This window comes from Oceanisphaera sp. (assembly GCF_052084945.1).
Classification (GTDB): domain Bacteria; phylum Pseudomonadota; class Gammaproteobacteria; order Enterobacterales; family Aeromonadaceae; genus Oceanimonas.
Map to the genome: position 1 here is coordinate 1 of NZ_JBQDEX010000019.1, position 19099 is coordinate 19099.

Below are 19099 nucleotides of genomic sequence, written 5' to 3' on the forward strand. Positions count from 1 at the left end.
GCCGGAGTTGGCTGGGTAATCGCTGCTTTGTCGTTGTGCCTTCGGGCAGACGGACAAAGGGGAGGAAAGTCCGGGCTCCATAGGGCAGGGTGCCAGGTAACACCTGGGGAGCGTGAGCTCACGACCAGTGCAGCAGAGAGGAAACCGCCGATGGCCCTAGGGCACAGGTAAGGGTGAAAGGGTGCGGTAAGAGCGCACCGCGCGGCTGGCAACAGTTCGTGGCAGGGTAAACTCCACCCGGAGCAAGACCAAATAGGCCTCCATGGGCGCGGCCCGCGCTGGAGGCGGGTAGGTTGCTTGAGCCAGTGAGCGATTGCTGGCCTAGAGGAATGATTACTAATCGAGCTTGCTCGATACAAAACCCGGCTTATAAGGCCAACTCCCCTATTTTAAAAAAAACGCAGCTTCGGCTGCGTTTTTTATTGGGCGCTATAAAATAATATCAATTGCACTCAATCAGTGAATTTTACCGTTTGATATTAATTTGTTTATTTTTTCTCCCTTTGTTGCTTGAAATGCAGGTGATCGCTCCTTAAACTCTAGCGAAGTGGGAAAAAGTGGTTTTTTGTGGAACAAATTCGCGCTTAAGGACTCATAATGCTGCGTGGTGCGCACGCCATCAGCCTAGATAGCAAGGGCCGGTTGGCAATACCAACTCGATATCGAGACACACTTCGCGGTGAATGCGACAGCCAGCTGGTGTGCACCGTCGATCTTTTTGATCCCTGTTTATTGTTGTACCCCCTTAATGAGTGGGAGCTCATTGAAAAAAAATTGCGAACACTATCCAGCACGCAGCCTCAAGAGCGGCGTTTGCAGCGGGTACTACTTGGGCACGCCACAGAATGTGAGCTAGACGCTCAAGGGCGAGTGTTAGTGCCAAGTCCGCTAAGACAATACGGCGGGCTAAATAAAAAAATCATGTTAGTGGGCCAACTCAATAAATTCGAAATATGGGATGAGTCACGCTGGCAACAACAAATTAGCGATGATTTACAGGCGCTTCCTCAAGCAAACTGGGAATTATCGGCACGACTGCGGGACTTCGCGTTATAACATGAGTGAACAACAGGCACATATTACCGTGCTGCTAAATGAAGCAGTGGCCGGTTTAAACATTAATCCCGATGGTATTTACGTTGATGGCACCTTTGGCCGTGGAGGGCATTCTCGTCATATATTGTCGCAGCTAGGCCCTAGTGGTCGATTACTGGCTATTGATCGCGACCCACAAGCTATTGCTGAAGCGGCCACCATTGACGACCCTCGTTTTCAAATACTACATGGACCCTTTTCTCGTCTGGCTGAAATGATGGCAGACCTTGATTTATTAGGAAAAGTAGACGGCGTTTTGCTTGATTTAGGTGTGTCTTCTCCACAGTTAGATGAAGCCGATCGTGGTTTTAGTTTTCAAAAAGATGGCCCGCTCGATATGCGTATGGACACCAGTTGTGGTCAAAGTGCCGCTGAATGGTTGGCTACAGCGAGCGAAGACGACATTACTTGGGTGTTAAAAAATTACGGTGAAGAAAAGTTTGCTCGTAAAATTGCCCGCGCTATTGTATTCGACCGTGCTACTGAGCCCTATACTCGTACCCGTGCCTTAGCGCAAATGATTGCTCGCGTCAGCCCTAGTAAAGATAAACATAAACATGCTGCTACCCGTAGTTTTCAGGCGATTCGTATCCATGTTAATGGCGAGCTAGATGAAATAGAGCAAGCGTTAGACGGATCCTTAGATGTATTAGCGACCGGTGGTCGTTTATCGGTAATTAGTTTTCATTCGCTTGAAGATCGTATTGTTAAGCGTTTTATTCGCAAACACGAAAAAGGGCCTGAGTTTCCGCCTGGCCTACCACTGACCGAAGCCCAGCTTTCGGGGGGGCGCTTATTAAAAAGTGTTGGTAAAGCACAAAAACCATCAACGGCAGAAGTCACAGTGAACCCACGCTCTCGCAGTTCGGTATTACGGGTAGCCGAACGACGGGATACAAAAAGGTGAGAGCGGTACGCATTAACCTAGCCAAAGAAATTGGCCAAGACTTATTACGCTATAAGTGGCTGCTGTTGTTGGCAGTGCTTACCTTAGGCTCTGCGCTCGCTGTGGTAGTTATTACCCAAGAGACTCGGCAGTTTACCAGCGAATATAACGAGCTTATGGCCGAACAAGATAGTCTTGATATTGAATGGCGGCATTTGCTGTTAGAGCAAAATACCCTAATGGAGCATAGCCGAATTGAAGCACTTGCTCGCGAGAAGCTGGGCATGCAGCGTCCGGCTCCCGTACAAGAAAAGTTGGTGACACAAGGATGAATCGGCGTAAGCAAACTAAAAAAGAGCCGCTATTAAAGGGGTGGCGTTTTGTCACTGTGTGCAGTGTCATTGTGCTTTCCTTTATTGCGCTGTTTGCGAGAGCGGCGTGGATTCAAGTGGTGTCGCCCGATCGGCTGCGTATGGAGGGCGATATGCGCAGTCTACGCACCACAGTGTCTAGCACCAATCGTGGCATGATCATGGACAGACACGGCGAGGAGCTGGCGGTGTCAGTGCCGGTGCAGGCGGTGTGGGCGGATCCTAAGCAAATACATGCTGAGCTAAGCTTAGAAAAAGCGCAAGCTTGGCAAGCACTAGCTGATGTATTGGGTGAGTCGCGAGATCGACTGGTGAAGCGGGTAGATAATCCTAAGCGGCGCTTTGTGTATTTACAGCGCCAAGTGACGCCTGCGGTTGCGGAGTATATTCGTAAGTTACGTTTACCCGGAGTACATCTGCGCCCCGAAGAACGTCGTTTTTATCCTACTGGTGAAATTAATGCTCACATGGTGGGCTTAACCAATATTGATGGTAACGGCATTGAAGGCATAGAGCGCGGTTATAACGAATGGTTGACCGCCCAAGCCGGTGAGCGTCGCGTGCGCAAAGACAGACATGGCCGCGTGATTGAAGAATTAGGCGTGGTCTCTGAAGCGCGTCAAGCCAATGATATACATTTGACTATCGATCAGCGCTTACAAGCCTTGGCTTATCGTTCGCTAAAACGCGCCAGTGAGTACCACAGAGCGACATCCGCCTCATTGGTGATGTTAGATGTGAAAACAGGTGAAGTATTAGCCATGGTGAATACTCCCTCTTTTAACCCCAATAATCGTGGTCAATACCAAAGCTTTCGTGCACGAAACCGTGCTGTGACTGATACTTATGAACCCGGCTCTACCCTTAAGCCGCTAATAGTCGTTAGCGCGCTAGAAAATGACATTGTTAATGCTGATTCTATTGTGGATACCAGTCCGGGGTGGATGCGCCTTGGAGGTAAGCGCGTATCAGATAGCCGTAATCTGGGTAAGATTAGTGTACAAACCATACTTCAACGTTCATCAAATATGGGTATGGTACGCATGGCACTACAAGAAACGCCTGAGCAGTTAATTGATACCCTATACCGTTTTGGCTTAGGGATTGATTCTGGCATGGGGCTGGTCGGCGAAAGCTCAGGGTTGGTGCCACAGCGTCGGCGTTGGTCAGAAATTGAAAAAGCCACCTTGTCATTTGGCTATGGGTTAACCGTGACGCCACTGCAATTAGCACAAGCTTATGCGGTTATCGCCAATGGCGGCGTGCGTAATCCGCTGTCAATTATTAAGCGCGATCACGCCGCTTTAGGTGAGCAAGTTGTGCCTAAGCAACATGCCGATGCAGTCTTACAGATGTTAGAAAGTGTGGTGGGCCCTGGCGGCACGGCACGAAAAGCGGCCATTCCCGGTTATCGAGTGGCGGGTAAAACCGGTACCTCAAGAAAAGCCATTGCTGGGGGGTACGGTAATGATTATGTGGGGGTGTTTGCCGGCATGGCGCCGGTGAGCGACCCGCGATTAGCTATGGTGGTTATTATGAACGAACCCCAAGGTGAGAAATATTACGGCGGTGATGTCGCGGCACCTGTGTTTGCGGAGGTGATGAGTGGCGCTTTGCAATTGATGAATATTCGCCCTGATGGCGCTGAGCAAGAACAATTTCAACTAGCAGGTGTAGGAGGATAAGCATGGCCCTGACTTTGAGAGATTTAGCCGTACCTTTAGGGCTGTCGGCTCCGCCCATTGCCATTCATCGCTTAACATTAGACAGCCGAGCCGTAACGCTCGGCGATTTGTTTGTTGCGGTTAATGGTCACAGTGTTGATGGGCGCCAGTTTATTGAAGCAGCATTGACCGCCGGTGCCGCTGCCGTGATGTATGAAGTGGATAGCCCTGAATTGGCAGGGCTTAATCATCAAGATCACCGTCTACTCGGTGTGTATCGTCTACGAGAGCAGCTGTCGCTGTTAGCGGGTGTATTTTATGGCGATAGCTCGTCGAACCTGCAGTTAGTGGGCGTGACTGGCACTAACGGCAAAAGCACCATTACGCAGTTAATTGCTAATTGGAGCTGTTTATTAGGGACCCAAGCAGGCGTAATGGGTACCTTGGGTAACGGTCTTTATGGTGATTTACAATTGGCGGCTAATACCACAGGCTCAGCGATAGAAGTGCAGCAACAGTTGTCACAGCAAGCCCATGACGGTGCTAAGCGTATCGCGATGGAAGTCTCTTCTCATGGCTTACATCAGCATCGGGTGTCTGCCCTGCATTTTGATGTTGCCATTTTTACCAATCTGAGCCGAGACCACCTTGATTATCATGGCACTATGGCCGAGTACGGCTCGACTAAGCGCCAGTTGTTTGAGTTGTGTCAGCAATCGAGAGTGATTAATGCCGATGATCCTATCGGTCGGCGCTGGCTAATGGACTACCCTAACGCTATCGCTTATAGCGTGCATGGCAGACTGAGTGACTTTAATGGCCCCCAGCTAGTTGCCGAAACGGTGCATTTTTATAGTGATGGGCTGAAAGTGACCATTAACTCCGACTGGGGAAATGGTGTATTATCCGCCCCCCTTATGGGACGCTTTAATGTATCTAATTTGCTAGCAGCCATGGGAGCATTATTGGCGTTAGGCGCCTCTTTTGAACAACTGTTAGCAACGGCGCCTCAGTTGTCGGGGGTAGCAGGGCGCATGGAAACCTTTTACGCACCCCATAAACCGTTAGTGGTGGTTGATTATGCCCATACCCCAGATGCACTAGAACAAGCCTTAGAAGCGTTACGCCAGCATTGTAAAGGGCGCTTGTGGTGTATTGTTGGGTGCGGTGGTGACCGAGATAAAGGTAAGCGCCCACTTATCGCTGCTGTGGCAGAGCAGGGCAGTGATCAGGTTATTTTAACGGATGATAATCCGCGCACTGAGCAAGCGTCGGCCATTATTGATGATATGTGCCAAGGACTTAATGATGCCAGTGCGGTGTTGGTTATTCATCAAAGAGCAAAGGCGCTAGCGTATGCCATTGAGCAGGCAGCAAGCGAGGATATTATTTTGGTGGCAGGTAAAGGCCATGAGGATTATCAGATAGTGGGTACTCACAAAACACATTATAGCGACCGAGAAACGGCTGCTACTTTATTGGAAATAAACGGATGATCCCTCTTAGCCTTGAGCAAATAGCACAGGCGTCGGGTGGCGAGCTGCGCGGTGATAATGCCGACATGATTGCAGTGGCCACCGACAGCCGTCAGGTATTACCCAATGGCGGCTTATTTGTTGCACTGAGCGGTGCACACTTTGACGGGCACAACTTTGCTGATGCCGCACTGCAACAAGGTGCTAGTGCTTTATTAGTTGAGCGCTGGTTAGACGTAGAGGCGGCACAAATTAAAGTAGCCGATACTCGACTTGCCTTAGGTGTATTGGGCGGCTTAGTACGCAGTTTAAGCGCGGCTAAAGTGTTAGCCATTACTGGCAGTTGTGGTAAAACCACAGTCAAAGAAATGGCGGCGGCTATTTTGCGACAAAAAGGTAAGGTATTAGCCACTAAAGGCAACTTTAATAATGAAATAGGTGTGCCATTAACCTTGTGCGAACTTAGCCTAGATACCGAATATGCGGTGGTTGAGCTAGGTGCCAATCATGTGGGTGAAATTGCTTGGACTAGCTCGCTTACTCAACCTGATGTGGCGCTTATTAACAATGTAGAAGCATCACACCTTGAAGGTTTTGGTTCATTAGAAGGAGTGGCACAGGCGAAAGGCGAAATATATGACGGTTTAGTAAGCGGTGGTGTGGCCATTGCTAATGGTGATAGTCCGTATTGTGCTCTGTGGAAGCAGCAGCATGAATTGCTCTACTTTGGTGAGCATAGAGATGTTCAGGGCCGTGATATTAAGTTAGATAAATCAGGGTGTGCCAGTTTTCGCTTACTAACGGGCCAAGGTGAAGTGGCCATACAGTTGCCTGTACCAGGCAAACATAATGTGTCTAATGCGTTGGCGGCTGCTGCTGCAACCGAAGCATTAGGGGCCAGCTTGGCTGATATTGCCACCGGCTTGAGTCAATTTGAGTCGTCTGCAGGTCGGTTGCAGGTATGGTCTCGTTCAGGCTTGACGCTATTAGATGATACTTATAATGCCAGTGTAGCCTCGGTGCTAGCGGGCTTAGATACTTTAGCCAGCTTCCCAGGCTTTCATATTTTTGTGTTTGGCGACATGGGTGAGCTGGGTGACTATAGCAAAACGATGCATACTCAAGTGGGCGAACATGCTAAAAAGTTGGGCATTGACTGTGTGATGACGGTCGGCCAAGACAGCAAATACACTGCAATAGCGGCTCAGGGGCTGCACTTTGCTGATAAACAACAATTACAACCAGTGCTGCTTAACACGCTGGCTCAACATAATAAGGTCGTGGTTTTGATTAAGGGTGCGCGCAGTACTCGAATGGAAGAGATCGTTCGAGTCATTCAGGAGGAAGCAAAATGCTAGTATGGCTGGCGGAGTTGCTGACCCCTTATTTCAGCTTTTTAAACGTATTTTCTTACCTCACCTTTAGAGCGGTTATTGCCATTTTAACCGGCTTATTTGTTTGCTTATGGATTGGCCCGCGCTTGATCCGTCGGTTGCAAATGTTACAAATTGGTCAGGTCGTGCGCAACGATGGCCCTGAATCTCACTTAAGTAAATCTGGTACTCCCACCATGGGCGGCTTGATGATCTTAATTTCTATTTTCATCACAGTGTTGCTGTGGGCACGATTAGACAACCCTTATGTATGGATAGTGTTGTTTGTGTTGGGGGCTTTTGGTGCCATTGGCTTTGTGGATGATTATCGCAAAGTAGTGCGTAAAAACACCGATGGGCTAGTAGCGCGTTGGAAGTACTTTTGGCAGTCTGCGGCAGCACTGGTAGCGGCTTTTTTATCGTATTGGGTAGCGCAAGATCCGGCGCAAACTCAGTTAGTAGTCCCGTTTTTTAAAGAAGTGATGCCACAGCTGGGCTTGCTTTTTATTATTCTTAGCTACTTTGTGATTGTAGGTTCGAGTAATGCCGTTAATTTAACTGATGGCCTTGATGGTTTGGCGATTATGCCGGTGGTTATGGTCTCTGCGGGGTTTGCGTTAGTGGCTTGGGCGACGGGTAACGTGAACTTTGCTGAGTATCTGCATATTCCATTTGTGCCGTATGCGGGTGAACTCACAGTGTTTTGTACCGCTATGGTAGGCGCTGGGCTTGGGTTTTTGTGGTTTAATACTTATCCCGCACAGGTGTTTATGGGGGATGTCGGCTCCTTAGCGCTAGGCGCTGCATTAGGCGCGATTGCCATTTTGGTGCGACAGGAGTTTTTGTTAGTCATCATGGGCGGCATTTTTGTTATTGAAACCCTGTCGGTGATTCTGCAGGTGGGATCGTACAAGATACGTGGGCAACGTATTTTTCGGATGGCCCCTATTCATCATCATTACGAGCTAAAAGGCTGGCCTGAACCACGAGTTATTGTGCGCTTTTGGATTATCACTCTGATGCTAGTATTGATTGGTTTAGCAACTTTGAAGGTGAGATAACAGATGTTGGCTAAGCGTATCCTTATTATAGGTTTGGGGCAGACTGGGCTGTCTTGCTTGCGTTATTGTTTATCGCTAGGCATTACTCCCGTGATAATGGATACGCGTGCCTGTCCACCTGGTGCTGATCAACTGCCAGATAATATAGAGCGCTACTTTGGGGGGCTGACACTGGCGCCTATGCTAGAAGCTCAATTGATTGTAGTGAGTCCTGGCGTCCCACTGGCCACACCTGAATTACAACAAGCTCTGGCTAGTGGCATTGAGGTGGTGGGAGACATTGAACTGTTTGTGCGCGCCTGCCCCGCCCCTATTATTGCTATTACGGGATCAAATGGTAAAAGCACCGTCACCACATTAGTGGGCGAAATGGCCGCAGAGGCGGGTATTAAAGTGGGGGTGGGCGGCAATATTGGGACGCCGGCACTGGATTTATTGGCTGTAGAGCTTGAATTGGTCGTCTTAGAGCTGTCTAGCTTTCAGCTTGAAACTACCCCAAGTTTAGCGGCGAGTGCTGCGACTGTGCTCAATATCAGTGAAGACCATCTAGATCGTTACACCTCGCTGACACATTATCGTGATACTAAATTAGCGATTTATAACAATGCAGCATTAGCAATATGTAATCGAGAGGATGCGCATACTCAGCCGTCTTTGTTGGATCAAGCCACACCGGCACTCCTCAGCACCAGCTTTGGCTTAAACCACCAAGCGTATGGGCGTATTGAGCATCAAGGTGAGTTATGGCTTAGCCATTATCAGGTTCCTTTATTGCCGGTGTCGGCATTAAAAATATTAGGAACGCATAACCAATTAAATGCACTGGCTGCCATGGCCTTGGCCGATCAAGCCCAGATCCCACAAAGTGCGCAGCTCACCGTATTACGCCGCTTTACTGGATTGGCGCATCGTTGTCAGTTTGTAGCCGAAAAGCAAGGTGTAGTCTGGGTCAATGACACTAAAGCTACCAATGTCGGAGCAACACTGGCGGCCATTGCGGGGATGAGCGGTGTTATTAAAGGTCGGTTGTGGCTAATTGCCGGAGGCGTAGGCAAAGGGCAAGATTTTTCGCCATTAATCCCCCGACTGCACGGCGATATTGCAGGCATGGTGTGCTTTGGTCAAGACCGCGAACAGCTACTGGAGTTAGCAGATAATACTCATGAAGTGACAGATCTCAATGGCGCTGTAGCATGGTGTGCTGCACAGGCTGTGTCTGGAGACTGTGTGTTATTTGCCCCCGCCTGTGCAAGCTTAGATTTGTATGACAATTATCAATTACGTGGCGAGCACTTTATTACCCTAGTGGAGGCCTTATGAGAGGCAGCCTTAGGTTAAATATGGACTGGCTGATCCGGCCATCTCCTGGATTTATTTTTGACCGTCAATTAGTGATGTTATCACTGACTCTGATGGCCATTGGTTTGGTGATGGTATCGTCTGCTTCTATATCTGAAGGCATTAATATTAAAAATGATCCTTTCTTTTTTGTAAAGCGTCACGCTATTGCCTTGATTATTTGTTTAGTGCTTAGCATTGTGGTGCTGCAGGTGCCTATGGCACGTTGGCAGTCGTTTAACAGTGTGTTTTTACTGATTTCCATCTTACTGCTAGTGTTGGTATTAGTTGTAGGACGAGAAATTAACGGCAGTCAGCGCTGGCTACCATTAGGTTTACTGAACCTACAACCGGCAGAAGTCGCTAAGCTTGCCTTATTTACCTTTTTAGCTGGCTATTTGGTGCGTCGTCAAGATGAGGTGCGCGGCAAATGGCGAGGCTTTCTTAAGCCACTAGCTGTGATGGGCATAATGTCTATCTTGTTGTTAATGCAGCCGGATTTGGGCTCGGTGGTGGTATTGTTTATCGCAACCCTAGGCATGCTATTTTTAGCCGGTGCACGCATGAGTCAGTTTTTAAGCTTAGTCGGCTTAGGGATTGGCTTGTTGCTGTTTTTAATTTGGAACGCCCCTTACCGAGTGCGGCGTGTCACCTCGTTTCTTAATCCGTGGGAAGACCCGTTTGGCAGTGGGTATCAGTTAACACAATCCTTAATGGCCTTTGGTCGCGGTGGTTGGTTTGGTGAAGGCTTAGGCAACTCCATTCAAAAGCTGGAATATTTACCCGAAGCTCATACCGACTTTGTGTTTGCTATTTTGGGAGAGGAGTTGGGGTACACAGGCGTATTGTTAGTACTACTGCTGCAAGCGTGGTTGGCCTTTAAAGCATTACATATTGGGCAAAAAGTGCTCTTGGGTGGGCGTCAATATGAAGGCTATTTAGCGATGGGTATTGGTATTTGGTTTAGTTTTCAGACCGTGGTAAACGTAGGCGCGGCGTCAGGCATGTTGCCTACTAAAGGTTTAACCTTACCCTTAGTCAGTTATGGCGGGTCGAGTTTATTAGTGATTAGTACGGCAGTCGCCATTTTACTGCGCATCGACTTTGAATGGCGGCGCGACAATATGCAAGCCAGACAGCGGGAGGCCGGCTAGTGAGTCAGCAAACAACATCAAACCCTTCACCTCATACTTTACTCGTGATGGCGGGGGGCACCGGGGGACATGTATTTCCGGGGTTAGCGGTTGCTGATTTATTGGCCGCGCAGGGCTGGACGATTCATTGGCTTGGCACCGCTGAGCGCATGGAGGCACAGTTAGTTCCTCAACATGGCTATCCTTTACATACCATTGACATTGCAGGAGTGCGAGGCAATGGGTTAAAGCGCAAACTATTAGCACCCTGGCATATTATAAAAGCCATTTGGCAAGCGCGAACGATTATGAAGCAGGTGCAGCCTCAGGTCGTGTTAGGCATGGGCGGGTTTGCTGCGGGCCCTGGTGGTGTGGCGGCTTGGCTGGCAGGTATTCCATTGGTATTACACGAGCAAAATGCCGCTGCTGGCATGACGAATAAGCTATTATCTCGTCTTGCTCAGCAGATATTAATGGCGTTTTCGGGGGCTTTTCCCCACGCAGGTAATACTCAGGTGGTGGGTAATCCGGTGCGCGCTGATGTGTTAACCTTGCCATCGCCAAAAACTCGCATTGCCACGGCCGATCAACCGTTGCGCGTGTTAGTGGTGGGGGGCAGTTTGGGGGCTCAAATATTAAATGAGACAGTCCCCGAAGCCGTCGCTATGACTAGCCATATAGCCGTGCGCCATCAAACAGGTAAAGGCAATAGCCAAGCGGTTATGGCGGCGTATAGCGCGCGGAATATTAAAGCAGATGTCAGTGATTTTATTGACGATATGGCTGGCGCTTATGGCCAAGCCGATTTAGTGGTGTGCCGAGCAGGTGCATTAACCGTATCAGAAGTGGCAGCAGCGGGAGTGGGGGCTATTTTTGTACCTCTGCCTCATGCAGTAGATGACCACCAAACCAAAAATGCCCGCACTTTATCAGAACACGGGGCGGCGATATTGATACCGCAAGCTGAGTTAAACGTGGCACGTTTAGCTGAGCAACTACACTATTTTAGCGAGCATCGTGCAGCCCTGTTGACCATGGCTGAACAGGCACGATCTTTAGCGATTACCGATGCTACAGAACGCGTTGCCGAGTGTGTGCGTAGCGTAGCAAAATAAATTGAGAGAATGGCATGACCAAGCTTGAACTGGCAAAAATCAGAAGCTCAGTACCCGAAATGAGACGTGTACGTCGTATTCATTTTATTGGTATTGGTGGCGCGGGTATGGGTGGTATCGCAGAAGTATTGGCCAATGAAGGTTATGCTATTTCTGGTTCAGACATTGCTTACAATCCGGTAACCGATAGATTAGCCGCTATGGGCGCTACCATTTTTTTAGGGCACGCTCCTGAGCAAGTTGCAGATGCCAGTGTTGTGGTTATTTCAACCGCGATTAGTGAAGATAACCCAGAGTTAATTGCAGCGCGAGAGCGGCGCATTCCCGTGGTACGCCGTGCCGAGATGTTGGCTGAATTAATGCGCTTTCGCCATGGTGTTGCTGTAGCTGGCACTCACGGTAAAACCACCACCACCAGTCTAATTGCCAGTATTTATGGTGAAGCGGGGCGCGATCCTACGTTTGTGATTGGTGGCTTGCTAAATGGTGCTGGGTGTAATGCTCGGCTAGGCAGCAGCCGTTATTTAATTGCTGAGGCTGATGAGAGCGACGCTTCTTTTTTACATTTACAGCCCATGGTATCCATTGTGACCAATATAGAAGCTGATCACATGGACACTTATGGCGGAGATTTTAGTAAACTTGAAGATACTTTTATCGATTTTTTACACAATCTCCCCTTTTATGGGCTGGCCGTACTGTGTGTTGATGATGATGTCGTGCGCGAGCTAATGCCCAGAGTCAGTCGACAATGTATTACTTACGGTTTTGTTGAAGATGCCGATTATCGGGTGACTGATTTTAGTCAAAACCAAGACAACAGCAGTTTTAGTGTGTGTCGTCCTGATGGTAGCTGCCTTAATGTGCAGCTGAATTTACCCGGTAAGCACAATGCGCAAAATGCCGCTGCTGCGATAGCGGTAGCGTGCGAAGACGGTGTGGCTGATGAGGCGATTCTTAGTGCACTGTTACAGTTTGAAGGAGTCGGCCGGCGTTTTCAGCAGTATGGCGAATTTGCAACGGGCCGGGGTATGGCTAAGTTAGTGGATGATTATGGCCATCATCCAAGTGAGGTACGAGCCACCCAAGATGCCGTACGAGCGGGGTGGCCAGAGCGGCGCTTAGTGACTATTTATCAGCCACATCGTTATAGTCGAACGCGTGATCTATATGAAGATTTTGTTGATGTCCTCTCTAAAACTGATGTGCTGATTTTACTTGAAGTATACAGTGCAGGTGAAGCTCCCATTCCCGGTGCCGATAGCCGCGCGCTTTGTCGCTCTATTCGTAGTCGTGGAAAAATGGAACCCATTTATGTGGCGACTCCCGATGAAATTCCACAAGTGTTAGCTGACTTATTACAAGATGGTGATTTAGTGTTAACGCAAGGTGCGGGTAATGTAGGGGGGGTTGCGCGTACCCTAGGGGAATTACAATTATCAATAGCTGCCATGCAGCCAGGAGAGCAGGGATGACACAGTTCGGTAAAGTTGCAGTCTTGTTTGGCGGTCATTCGGCCGAGCGTGAGGTGTCATTGCGATCTGGCGCTGCTGTGTTAGCAGGTCTAGAGCGCGGTGGTGTAGATGCGCACGGTATTGATACTCAAAATTATGCTTTAGCACAGTTAACAGAAGATGGCTTTGAGCGAGCTTTTATTGTGGTACATGGGCGTGGAGGGGAAGATGGCACCTTGCAAGGGGCGCTGGAGCACTTAGGTGTGCCTTATACCGGGTCGCGTGTACTTGGGTCGGCACTGGCGATGGATAAGATACGCACTAAACAAGTGTGGAAAACCATGGGCTTGCCTACTGCCGATTTTAGAGTGGTGCACAAAGGTCAGTTTAAAGCCGAAGATGCCACCGAGTTGCTCGCACAATTTGATGGGCCGGTATTTGTAAAGCCGGCTAATGAGGGCTCGAGCATTGGTATGACTAAGGCGACTGATGCTGCCACCTTAATAAACGCAGTGGAAGAGGCGTTTAAATTTGATGCTGAAGTGTTGATTGAACGTTTTATTGACGGTGATGAATACACTGTGAGTATTTTAGGTGAGCAGGCGTTACCGGCTATTCGCTTGAGTACGACACACGATTTTTATGATTACTCAGCCAAATATCAGTCTGGTGATACACAATATTTATGCCCGTGTGGCTTAAGTGATGCAGAAGAAAAAGCACTAGGTGATCTGAGCGTGGCCGCTTTTAATGCGGTGGCCGCCAGCGGCTGGGGGCGGGTCGATCTTATGCGTGACCAAGCCGGTCAATGGTGGTTATTAGAAGTAAATACCGTGCCGGGTATGACACAAACTAGCCTAGTCCCTAAAGCGGCTAAAGTAGCAGGTCTGTCGTTTGAGCAGTTAGTGCTCAGTGTATTGGATCAGGCATACTGATATGACCGCTGCCGAAACTCGCACTAGGCTTGCTTTTTTTGGCGGTCTAAGCTTTTTTTTAGTGATGTTATCGGTATTACTATGGGGGCTGTGGGTGCTGGTAGCTTGGATGACAACGGCTAATCAAGTACCGGTCAAGAATCTGATTATTCAAGGTGAACACCGCTACTTAACTCAGCGAGAAATCCGTCAATCTATAGGGAGCTTACCTGGTGTCGGCAATTTTTTTGCCTTAGAGGTGGACCAGGTACAGCAACAATTACAGGCGCTCCCTTGGGTATATCAGGCCTCGGTACGTAAACAATGGCCTGACACAGTGCGAGTTTATCTGGTTGAGCAGCAAGTCGCGGCGCGCTGGAACCAAAGCGCCTTGCTTAATACCCAAGGCGACGTATTTCGCGCCACCGATCCAGGGCTAGCACTGGTGTCTTTATCGGGCCCCGATGAAGCGTCTGTTAGCGTATTAAAGGAATTTCAACATGTACAAACATTATTAACGCCTAAAGGGTATGATATTGCACAAGTTCACTTAACACCGCGACGATCTTGGGAAGTAACCTTAACAAGTGGCGTTAAGTTGCTACTGGGCCGAGAAGATATAGGGGCGCGGTTGCAACGTTTTATAGATGTCTATCCGGGTATAGAACAGCGTGAGCGGGTAGCTTATCTCGACTTACGTTACGATACCGGGCTGGCAGTGGGATGGAAGCAGGACGAAGAGACGGATAATGACTAAAAACGCTGAAAGAAACCTGATCGTCGGGCTTGATATCGGCACTTCTAAGGTAACCGCCTTAGTCGGTGAAGTGTTACCGGATGGCGATTTAAATGTCATTGGCCTTGGTAGTCATTCTTCAAAAGGAATGGATAAGGGGGGGGTAAACGATCTTGAGTCTGTGGTTAAATCACTGAAACGAGCAGTAGATGAAGCGGAGATGATGGCTGACTGCCAAATTACCTCCGTTTACCTTGGCCTATCGGGCAAGCATATAGAATGTCGTAACGAAACCGGTATGGTGCCTATCTCTGATGAAGAAGTCACTCAAGAAGACGTAGACAACGTTATTCACACCGCTAAATCAGTACGTTTATCTGATGAACATCGAGTGCTGCACGTATTGCCACAAGAATACTCTATCGACTTTCAAGAAGGGATAAAAAACCCCATTGGTTTGTCGGGAGTACGTATGCATGCCAAAGTACATCTTATTACCTGTCATAATGATATGGCGCGTAATATTGAAAAGTGTGTTGAACGTTTGGGCCTAAGAGTAGACCAACTTATATTCAGTGCGCTGGCATCTAGTTATGCGGTGTTAACCGATGACGAAAAAGAACTAGGCGTGTGTGTGGTTGATATTGGTGGTGGCACCATGGACATGGCAGTATTTACTGGGGGCGCTTTGCGCCACACTAAAGTTATCCCCTATGCGGGCAGTACCGTTACCAGTGATATCGCCTATGCTTTTGGTACCCCCCCGCTAGATGCAGAGGCCATTAAGATGCGCCACGGCGGCGCATTTAGTAAACTGGTCAGTAAAGAAGACACCATAGAAGTGCCCAGTGTGGGTGGGCGTCCAGCCCGTAGCCTGCAGCGGCAAACTTTGGCTGAGGTTATTGAGCCACGCTATAGCGAACTGCTGGGTATGATCAACCAAGAGCTGGGTGAAATTCAGGCTGAGCTGAAAAAAACCGGCGTTAAGCACCAGCTAGCGGCAGGCTTGGTGTTAACGGGTGGGGCGGCACAAATTGAAGGCTTGGTAGAGTGTGCAGAGCAAATTTTTCAGTGTCAGGTACGCATTGGTCAACCCGGTGGCGTAAAAGGGCTATCAGATTATGTTGAGACACCCGTATACTCCACAGCCGTTGGCTTATTACACTATGGTAAAGAACACCAAACTATGCCCCAGCAAGACTATAATGGAAAATCCAGTTTGAGCTCGTTTTTTAAACGAATTGGCAATTGGATACGTGGCGAGTTTTAATATTAGCAGTCCTTATTCACAGTAATAAGTTGGCAAGAGCACAGCGGAGAGATTCTTATGCCTAATAACATGTTTGAATTAATGAATGATGATCACGAGCAGGATGCCGTCATTAAAGTCGTGGGCGTGGGCGGTGGTGGCGGTAACGCCGTTGAGCACATGGTTAACGAAAATTTAGAGGGCGTCGAATTTTTAGCCATTAATACCGATGCCCAAGCATTGCGTAACTCCAGTGCCACTAGCACCCTACAAATAGGCGGAGATCTGACTAAGGGCTTGGGTGCAGGTGCAAACCCTGCCGTGGGGCGCGACGCAGCATTAGAAGATAGCGATGCGATTCGCGACTTGATAAGTGGCGCCGACATGATTTTTATTGCTGCTGGCATGGGGGGCGGTACAGGGACTGGTGCAGCACCTGTGGTGGCTGAAATTGCTAAAGAGTTAGGCATTCTCACCGTCGCTGTTGTTACCAAGCCTTTTGCTTTTGAAGGTAAAAAGCGCATGCACTATGCCCAAGTGGGTATTGATGAGCTGGGTAAACAGGTTGACTCACTGATTACCATTCCTAATGATAAGCTGTTAAAAGTGTTAGGGCGTGGTATTTCCTTGCTTGATGCTTTTAAAGCGGCTAACGACGTTTTATTTGGTGCAGTACAAGGCATTGCTGAACTAATCACCCGCCCAGGTTTAATGAACGTTGACTTTGCCGATGTGCAAACCGTGATGCGTGAAATGGGCACCGCTATGATGGGCTCGGGCAAAGCGACGGGCGAAGACCGTGCAGAAGAAGCCGCTGAAAAAGCCATCTCTAGCCCCTTGCTAGAAGATGTTGATTTAGCGGGTGCGCGCGGTATTTTAGTCAATATTACCGCCGGCCTCGATATGACAATTGAAGAGTTTGAAACCGTAGGTAATGCCGTGAAAGCCTTTGCTTCTGAAAACGCAACCGTGGTAGTAGGTACAGTGGTGGATCCTGAGGTGGATGATGAGCTGCGCGTCACTGTGGTGGCAACCGGCATTGGTGCCGAGCGTAAGCCTGATATTACGTTAGTTAAGTCCGGAGCCAGCAACCGTGATGATAATGGCATGCGTCAAGTGGATTCACACAGTGAAGAACAGCCAAGTAAAATGGTGGTTAACGCCGATAGTACTCAAGCGAAAGCCGACATGGACTACTTAGATATTCCGGCATTTTTACGTAAGCAGGCAGACTAATAGCGAGGCAATTTGCCCCACCTTATTATTATGTTAACATGTCAGACCATTTGAATTCGGTTCAAATCTGGTTCATAGTTTGTAATATGAGCAGGTTAGCTACTGACGGATACCCTTTATGATTAGACAACGAACGTTAAAGAATACCGTGCAAGCCACCGGAATTGGCTTGCATTCCGGCCATAAAGTACAAATGACCTTTGTACCCGCGCCGGCTAACACAGGTATAGTGTTTCGTCGTACCGATTTGGTTCCGCAGGTCGATATTCAAGCTGATGCTGCTTTGGTAAAAGATACCATGTTATGTACCGCTTTAGTCAATGAAGCTGGGGTACGGGTGTCAACCATTGAGCATTTGTCTGCTGCATTGGCAGGACTAGGCATAGATAACTTAGTTATTGAGGTAGATGCGCCGGAAGTCCCAGTGATGGACGGTAGCTCACATCCTTTTATTTATCTATTACAGTCAGGTGGCATTCGCGAGCTTAATGCCTTGAAGCGCTTTATTCGCATCAAAGAAGTAGTGCGAGTGGAAGACGGAGATAAGTGGGCAGAGTTTAGGCCGCACAATGGTGGCTTTAAGATGGATTTAACCATCGACTTTGATCACCCCGCTTTTGCCGGAGAAAGTCAGCACTTAGCGTTAGATTTCTCAGGGGCTGCGTTTGTAAAAGAGCTAAGCCGCGCGCGTACCTTTGGCTTTATGCGCGATATTGAATATTTGCACTCACAAAATTTAGCATTGGGTGGCAGTTTAGAAAATGCCGTAGTACTAGATGACTATAAAGTGCTAAACGATGATGGTTTGCGCTACCCTAATGAATTTGTAAAACACAAAATGCTAGACGCCATCGGCGATTTGTATATGTGTAATCACAGTATTCTTGGCGAATTTCGTGCTTATAAAACGGGTCATGCGCTTAACAATACTCTGCTGCGCGCCATGTTAGCCAATGCTGATGCGTGGGAGATTGTTACCTTTGACGAGCAGGATGCACAATCACCTATTCGTTACTACGACACCGCATTTAGCCCCGCCTAATACACTATTTTAAAACGCCAGCTCTTTTGGGCTGGCGTTTTTATTTCTGTAGATCTTAATGTTATGACCTATATTTCCTCAGTACCACACTCTGGCACTGTGTTGCGACGTTTTAGTATTGGGCTTGTGATCGCCTTGTGCTTATTACAATTACCACTCATTATCTATTTATACTCACAGTGGCAAATATCACAGCAACAGCACCACCAGTTAGGGCAGTTGTTAGAGCAAAAAAAGCACCAGCAAGCGCATGAGTTGAGTCGTATTGGTCAACGGTTAGGGCAGCTCCAAGCTGAGTTAACCCAAGTGAGTGTATTAGGCCGGCGTTTAATAAAAGAGTATGATTTAGTTGATGAATTGCCATTAGAGCGACGAGACGTTAACTTATTGCACCGCCCAGTAAAGGGTTTTGCTGACTTATCTCAAACATTAGCGCAGACATTAGTGCAAACTCAAGAATACGGCATCAATTTGACTGCACTTGAATCTTTACTCGTGAATCTCCATATCAATGAGACTACTCAGATTCAAGGTCATCCTGTGCCTGGCTTTAGCCGAGTGAGTTCAGGCTTTGGTCGGCGCATTGATCCCTTTACTGGTCAAGCCCGTTGGCACAAAGGCCAAGACTTTGCCGGCCAAAAGGGCGAGCCCATTTCTGCGACGGCCACCGGAGTGGTCAGTGTCTCTCGGCGTCACCCAGATTTTGGCAATATGGTTGAAATTAACCATGGGCAAGGCTGGGTTACACGATACGCACATTTAGACTCACTGTGGGTTAGCGTTGGTGAGCGAGTTGAAAAGGGGCAAGAAATTGCTCAAATGGGGCGTACAGGGCGAGCAACTGGCGTTCATTTGCATTATGAAGTATTAAAAGGCAATCAGCAGCAAAACCCTAAGCACTTTTTGCCGCACTAACGTTCGGCCCCATACGGGGTTTTATTTTCCATCATTATTATT

At 48.4% G+C, this 19099-nt stretch carries 17 protein-coding genes and 1 other RNA gene; all 18 read left to right on the top strand.

What is annotated here, in order from left to right; all coding sequences use genetic code 11:
• Positions 1–3: 3 nt before the first annotated feature.
• An RNA gene (rnpB, locus tag ACTHY5_RS03160) (RNase P RNA component class A) lies at positions 4–387 on the top strand.
• Positions 388–597: 210 nt separating this feature from the next.
• Positions 598–1056 carry a division/cell wall cluster transcriptional repressor MraZ gene (gene mraZ, locus ACTHY5_RS03165; RefSeq protein ID WP_441876246.1) on the top strand — a complete coding sequence of 153 codons (459 nt, stop codon included), beginning with the start codon at positions 598–600 and terminating at the stop codon, positions 1054–1056.
• Between the two features lies 1 nt (position 1057).
• The gene (gene rsmH, locus ACTHY5_RS03170; protein WP_441876249.1) at positions 1058–2002 is read left to right on the top strand and encodes a 16S rRNA (cytosine(1402)-N(4))-methyltransferase RsmH; all 945 of its coding nucleotides are present in this window, start codon (positions 1058–1060) and stop codon (positions 2000–2002) included.
• Entirely contained in the window at positions 1999–2313 is a 315-nt protein-coding gene (gene ftsL / locus ACTHY5_RS03175) for a cell division protein FtsL (protein WP_441876251.1), read from the top strand. Before rsmH ends, ftsL begins: the two co-directional genes overlap by 4 nt.
• Complete coding sequence (locus ACTHY5_RS03180) at positions 2310–4037, top strand: penicillin-binding transpeptidase domain-containing protein (RefSeq protein WP_441876254.1); 1728 nt, start codon at positions 2310–2312, stop codon at positions 4035–4037. The genes ftsL and ACTHY5_RS03180 overlap by 4 nt, the downstream gene beginning before the upstream one ends.
• Before the next feature lie 2 nt (positions 4038–4039).
• Positions 4040–5512: a UDP-N-acetylmuramoyl-L-alanyl-D-glutamate--2,6-diaminopimelate ligase gene (murE, locus tag ACTHY5_RS03185; RefSeq protein ID WP_441876257.1), complete on the top strand. Its 1473-nt coding sequence runs from the start codon at positions 4040–4042 to the stop codon at positions 5510–5512.
• Complete coding sequence (locus ACTHY5_RS03190) at positions 5509–6849, top strand: UDP-N-acetylmuramoyl-tripeptide--D-alanyl-D-alanine ligase (RefSeq protein ID WP_441876260.1); 1341 nt, start codon at positions 5509–5511, stop codon at positions 6847–6849. The genes murE and ACTHY5_RS03190 overlap by 4 nt, the downstream gene beginning before the upstream one ends.
• The gene (gene mraY, locus ACTHY5_RS03195) at positions 6843–7925 is read left to right on the top strand and encodes a phospho-N-acetylmuramoyl-pentapeptide-transferase (protein WP_441876263.1); all 1083 of its coding nucleotides are present in this window, start codon (positions 6843–6845) and stop codon (positions 7923–7925) included. The genes ACTHY5_RS03190 and mraY overlap by 7 nt, the downstream gene beginning before the upstream one ends.
• Before the next feature lie 3 nt (positions 7926–7928).
• Positions 7929–9245 (top strand): UDP-N-acetylmuramoyl-L-alanine--D-glutamate ligase, encoded by a 1317-nt coding sequence (gene murD / locus ACTHY5_RS03200; RefSeq protein ID WP_441876266.1) that lies wholly within the window; start codon positions 7929–7931, stop codon positions 9243–9245.
• On the top strand, positions 9242–10417 hold the full coding sequence (ftsW, locus tag ACTHY5_RS03205; RefSeq protein WP_441876269.1) for a cell division protein FtsW: 1176 nt from the start codon (positions 9242–9244) through the stop codon (positions 10415–10417). The genes murD and ftsW overlap by 4 nt, the downstream gene beginning before the upstream one ends.
• Positions 10417–11511 (top strand): undecaprenyldiphospho-muramoylpentapeptide beta-N-acetylglucosaminyltransferase, encoded by a 1095-nt coding sequence (murG, locus tag ACTHY5_RS03210; RefSeq protein ID WP_441876272.1) that lies wholly within the window; start codon positions 10417–10419, stop codon positions 11509–11511. Before ftsW ends, murG begins: the two co-directional genes overlap by 1 nt.
• Positions 11512–11525: 14 nt before the next feature.
• The gene (gene murC / locus ACTHY5_RS03215; protein WP_441876274.1) at positions 11526–12986 is read left to right on the top strand and encodes a UDP-N-acetylmuramate--L-alanine ligase; all 1461 of its coding nucleotides are present in this window, start codon (positions 11526–11528) and stop codon (positions 12984–12986) included.
• Positions 12983–13900, top strand: a complete 918-nt coding sequence (locus tag ACTHY5_RS03220) for a D-alanine--D-alanine ligase (protein ID WP_441876277.1) — start codon at positions 12983–12985, stop codon at positions 13898–13900. Before murC ends, ACTHY5_RS03220 begins: the two co-directional genes overlap by 4 nt.
• Before the next feature lies 1 nt (position 13901).
• Positions 13902–14636, top strand: a complete 735-nt coding sequence (locus ACTHY5_RS03225; RefSeq protein ID WP_441876280.1) for a cell division protein FtsQ/DivIB — start codon at positions 13902–13904, stop codon at positions 14634–14636.
• Positions 14629–15885: a cell division protein FtsA gene (gene ftsA / locus ACTHY5_RS03230; protein ID WP_441876283.1), complete on the top strand. Its 1257-nt coding sequence runs from the start codon at positions 14629–14631 to the stop codon at positions 15883–15885. The genes ACTHY5_RS03225 and ftsA overlap by 8 nt, the downstream gene beginning before the upstream one ends.
• Before the next feature lie 69 nt (positions 15886–15954).
• Complete coding sequence (gene ftsZ / locus ACTHY5_RS03235) at positions 15955–17100, top strand: cell division protein FtsZ (RefSeq protein WP_441876308.1); 1146 nt, start codon at positions 15955–15957, stop codon at positions 17098–17100.
• A gap of 118 nt (positions 17101–17218) precedes the next feature.
• Complete coding sequence (lpxC, locus tag ACTHY5_RS03240; RefSeq protein WP_441876286.1) at positions 17219–18142, top strand: UDP-3-O-acyl-N-acetylglucosamine deacetylase; 924 nt, start codon at positions 17219–17221, stop codon at positions 18140–18142.
• Positions 18143–18205: 63 nt separating this feature from the next.
• Complete coding sequence (locus ACTHY5_RS03245) at positions 18206–19057, top strand: M23 family metallopeptidase (protein WP_441876288.1); 852 nt, start codon at positions 18206–18208, stop codon at positions 19055–19057.
• Positions 19058–19099: the final 42 nt, after the last annotated feature.

Bases quoted from the DNA above. Each gene is read 5' to 3' on its own strand.
- mraZ (WP_441876246.1), top strand. From the start codon at position 598: ATGCTGCGTGGTGCGCACGCCATCAGCCTAGATAGCAAGGGCCGGTTG.
- rsmH (WP_441876249.1), top strand. From the start codon at position 1,058: ATGAGTGAACAACAGGCACATATTACCGTGCTGCTAAATGAAGCAGTG.
- ACTHY5_RS03180 (WP_441876254.1), top strand. From the start codon at position 2,310: ATGAATCGGCGTAAGCAAACTAAAAAAGAGCCGCTATTAAAGGGGTGG.
- murE (WP_441876257.1), top strand. From the start codon at position 4,040: ATGGCCCTGACTTTGAGAGATTTAGCCGTACCTTTAGGGCTGTCGGCT.
- ACTHY5_RS03190 (WP_441876260.1), top strand. From the start codon at position 5,509: ATGATCCCTCTTAGCCTTGAGCAAATAGCACAGGCGTCGGGTGGCGAG.
- mraY (WP_441876263.1), top strand. From the start codon at position 6,843: ATGCTAGTATGGCTGGCGGAGTTGCTGACCCCTTATTTCAGCTTTTTA.
- murD (WP_441876266.1), top strand. From the start codon at position 7,929: ATGTTGGCTAAGCGTATCCTTATTATAGGTTTGGGGCAGACTGGGCTG.
- ftsW (WP_441876269.1), top strand. From the start codon at position 9,242: ATGAGAGGCAGCCTTAGGTTAAATATGGACTGGCTGATCCGGCCATCT.
- murC (WP_441876274.1), top strand. From the start codon at position 11,526: ATGACCAAGCTTGAACTGGCAAAAATCAGAAGCTCAGTACCCGAAATG.
- ACTHY5_RS03220 (WP_441876277.1), top strand. From the start codon at position 12,983: ATGACACAGTTCGGTAAAGTTGCAGTCTTGTTTGGCGGTCATTCGGCC.
- ACTHY5_RS03225 (WP_441876280.1), top strand. From the start codon at position 13,902: ATGACCGCTGCCGAAACTCGCACTAGGCTTGCTTTTTTTGGCGGTCTA.
- ftsA (WP_441876283.1), top strand. From the start codon at position 14,629: ATGACTAAAAACGCTGAAAGAAACCTGATCGTCGGGCTTGATATCGGC.
- ftsZ (WP_441876308.1), top strand. From the start codon at position 15,955: ATGTTTGAATTAATGAATGATGATCACGAGCAGGATGCCGTCATTAAA.
- lpxC (WP_441876286.1), top strand. From the start codon at position 17,219: ATGATTAGACAACGAACGTTAAAGAATACCGTGCAAGCCACCGGAATT.
- ACTHY5_RS03245 (WP_441876288.1), top strand. From the start codon at position 18,206: ATGACCTATATTTCCTCAGTACCACACTCTGGCACTGTGTTGCGACGT.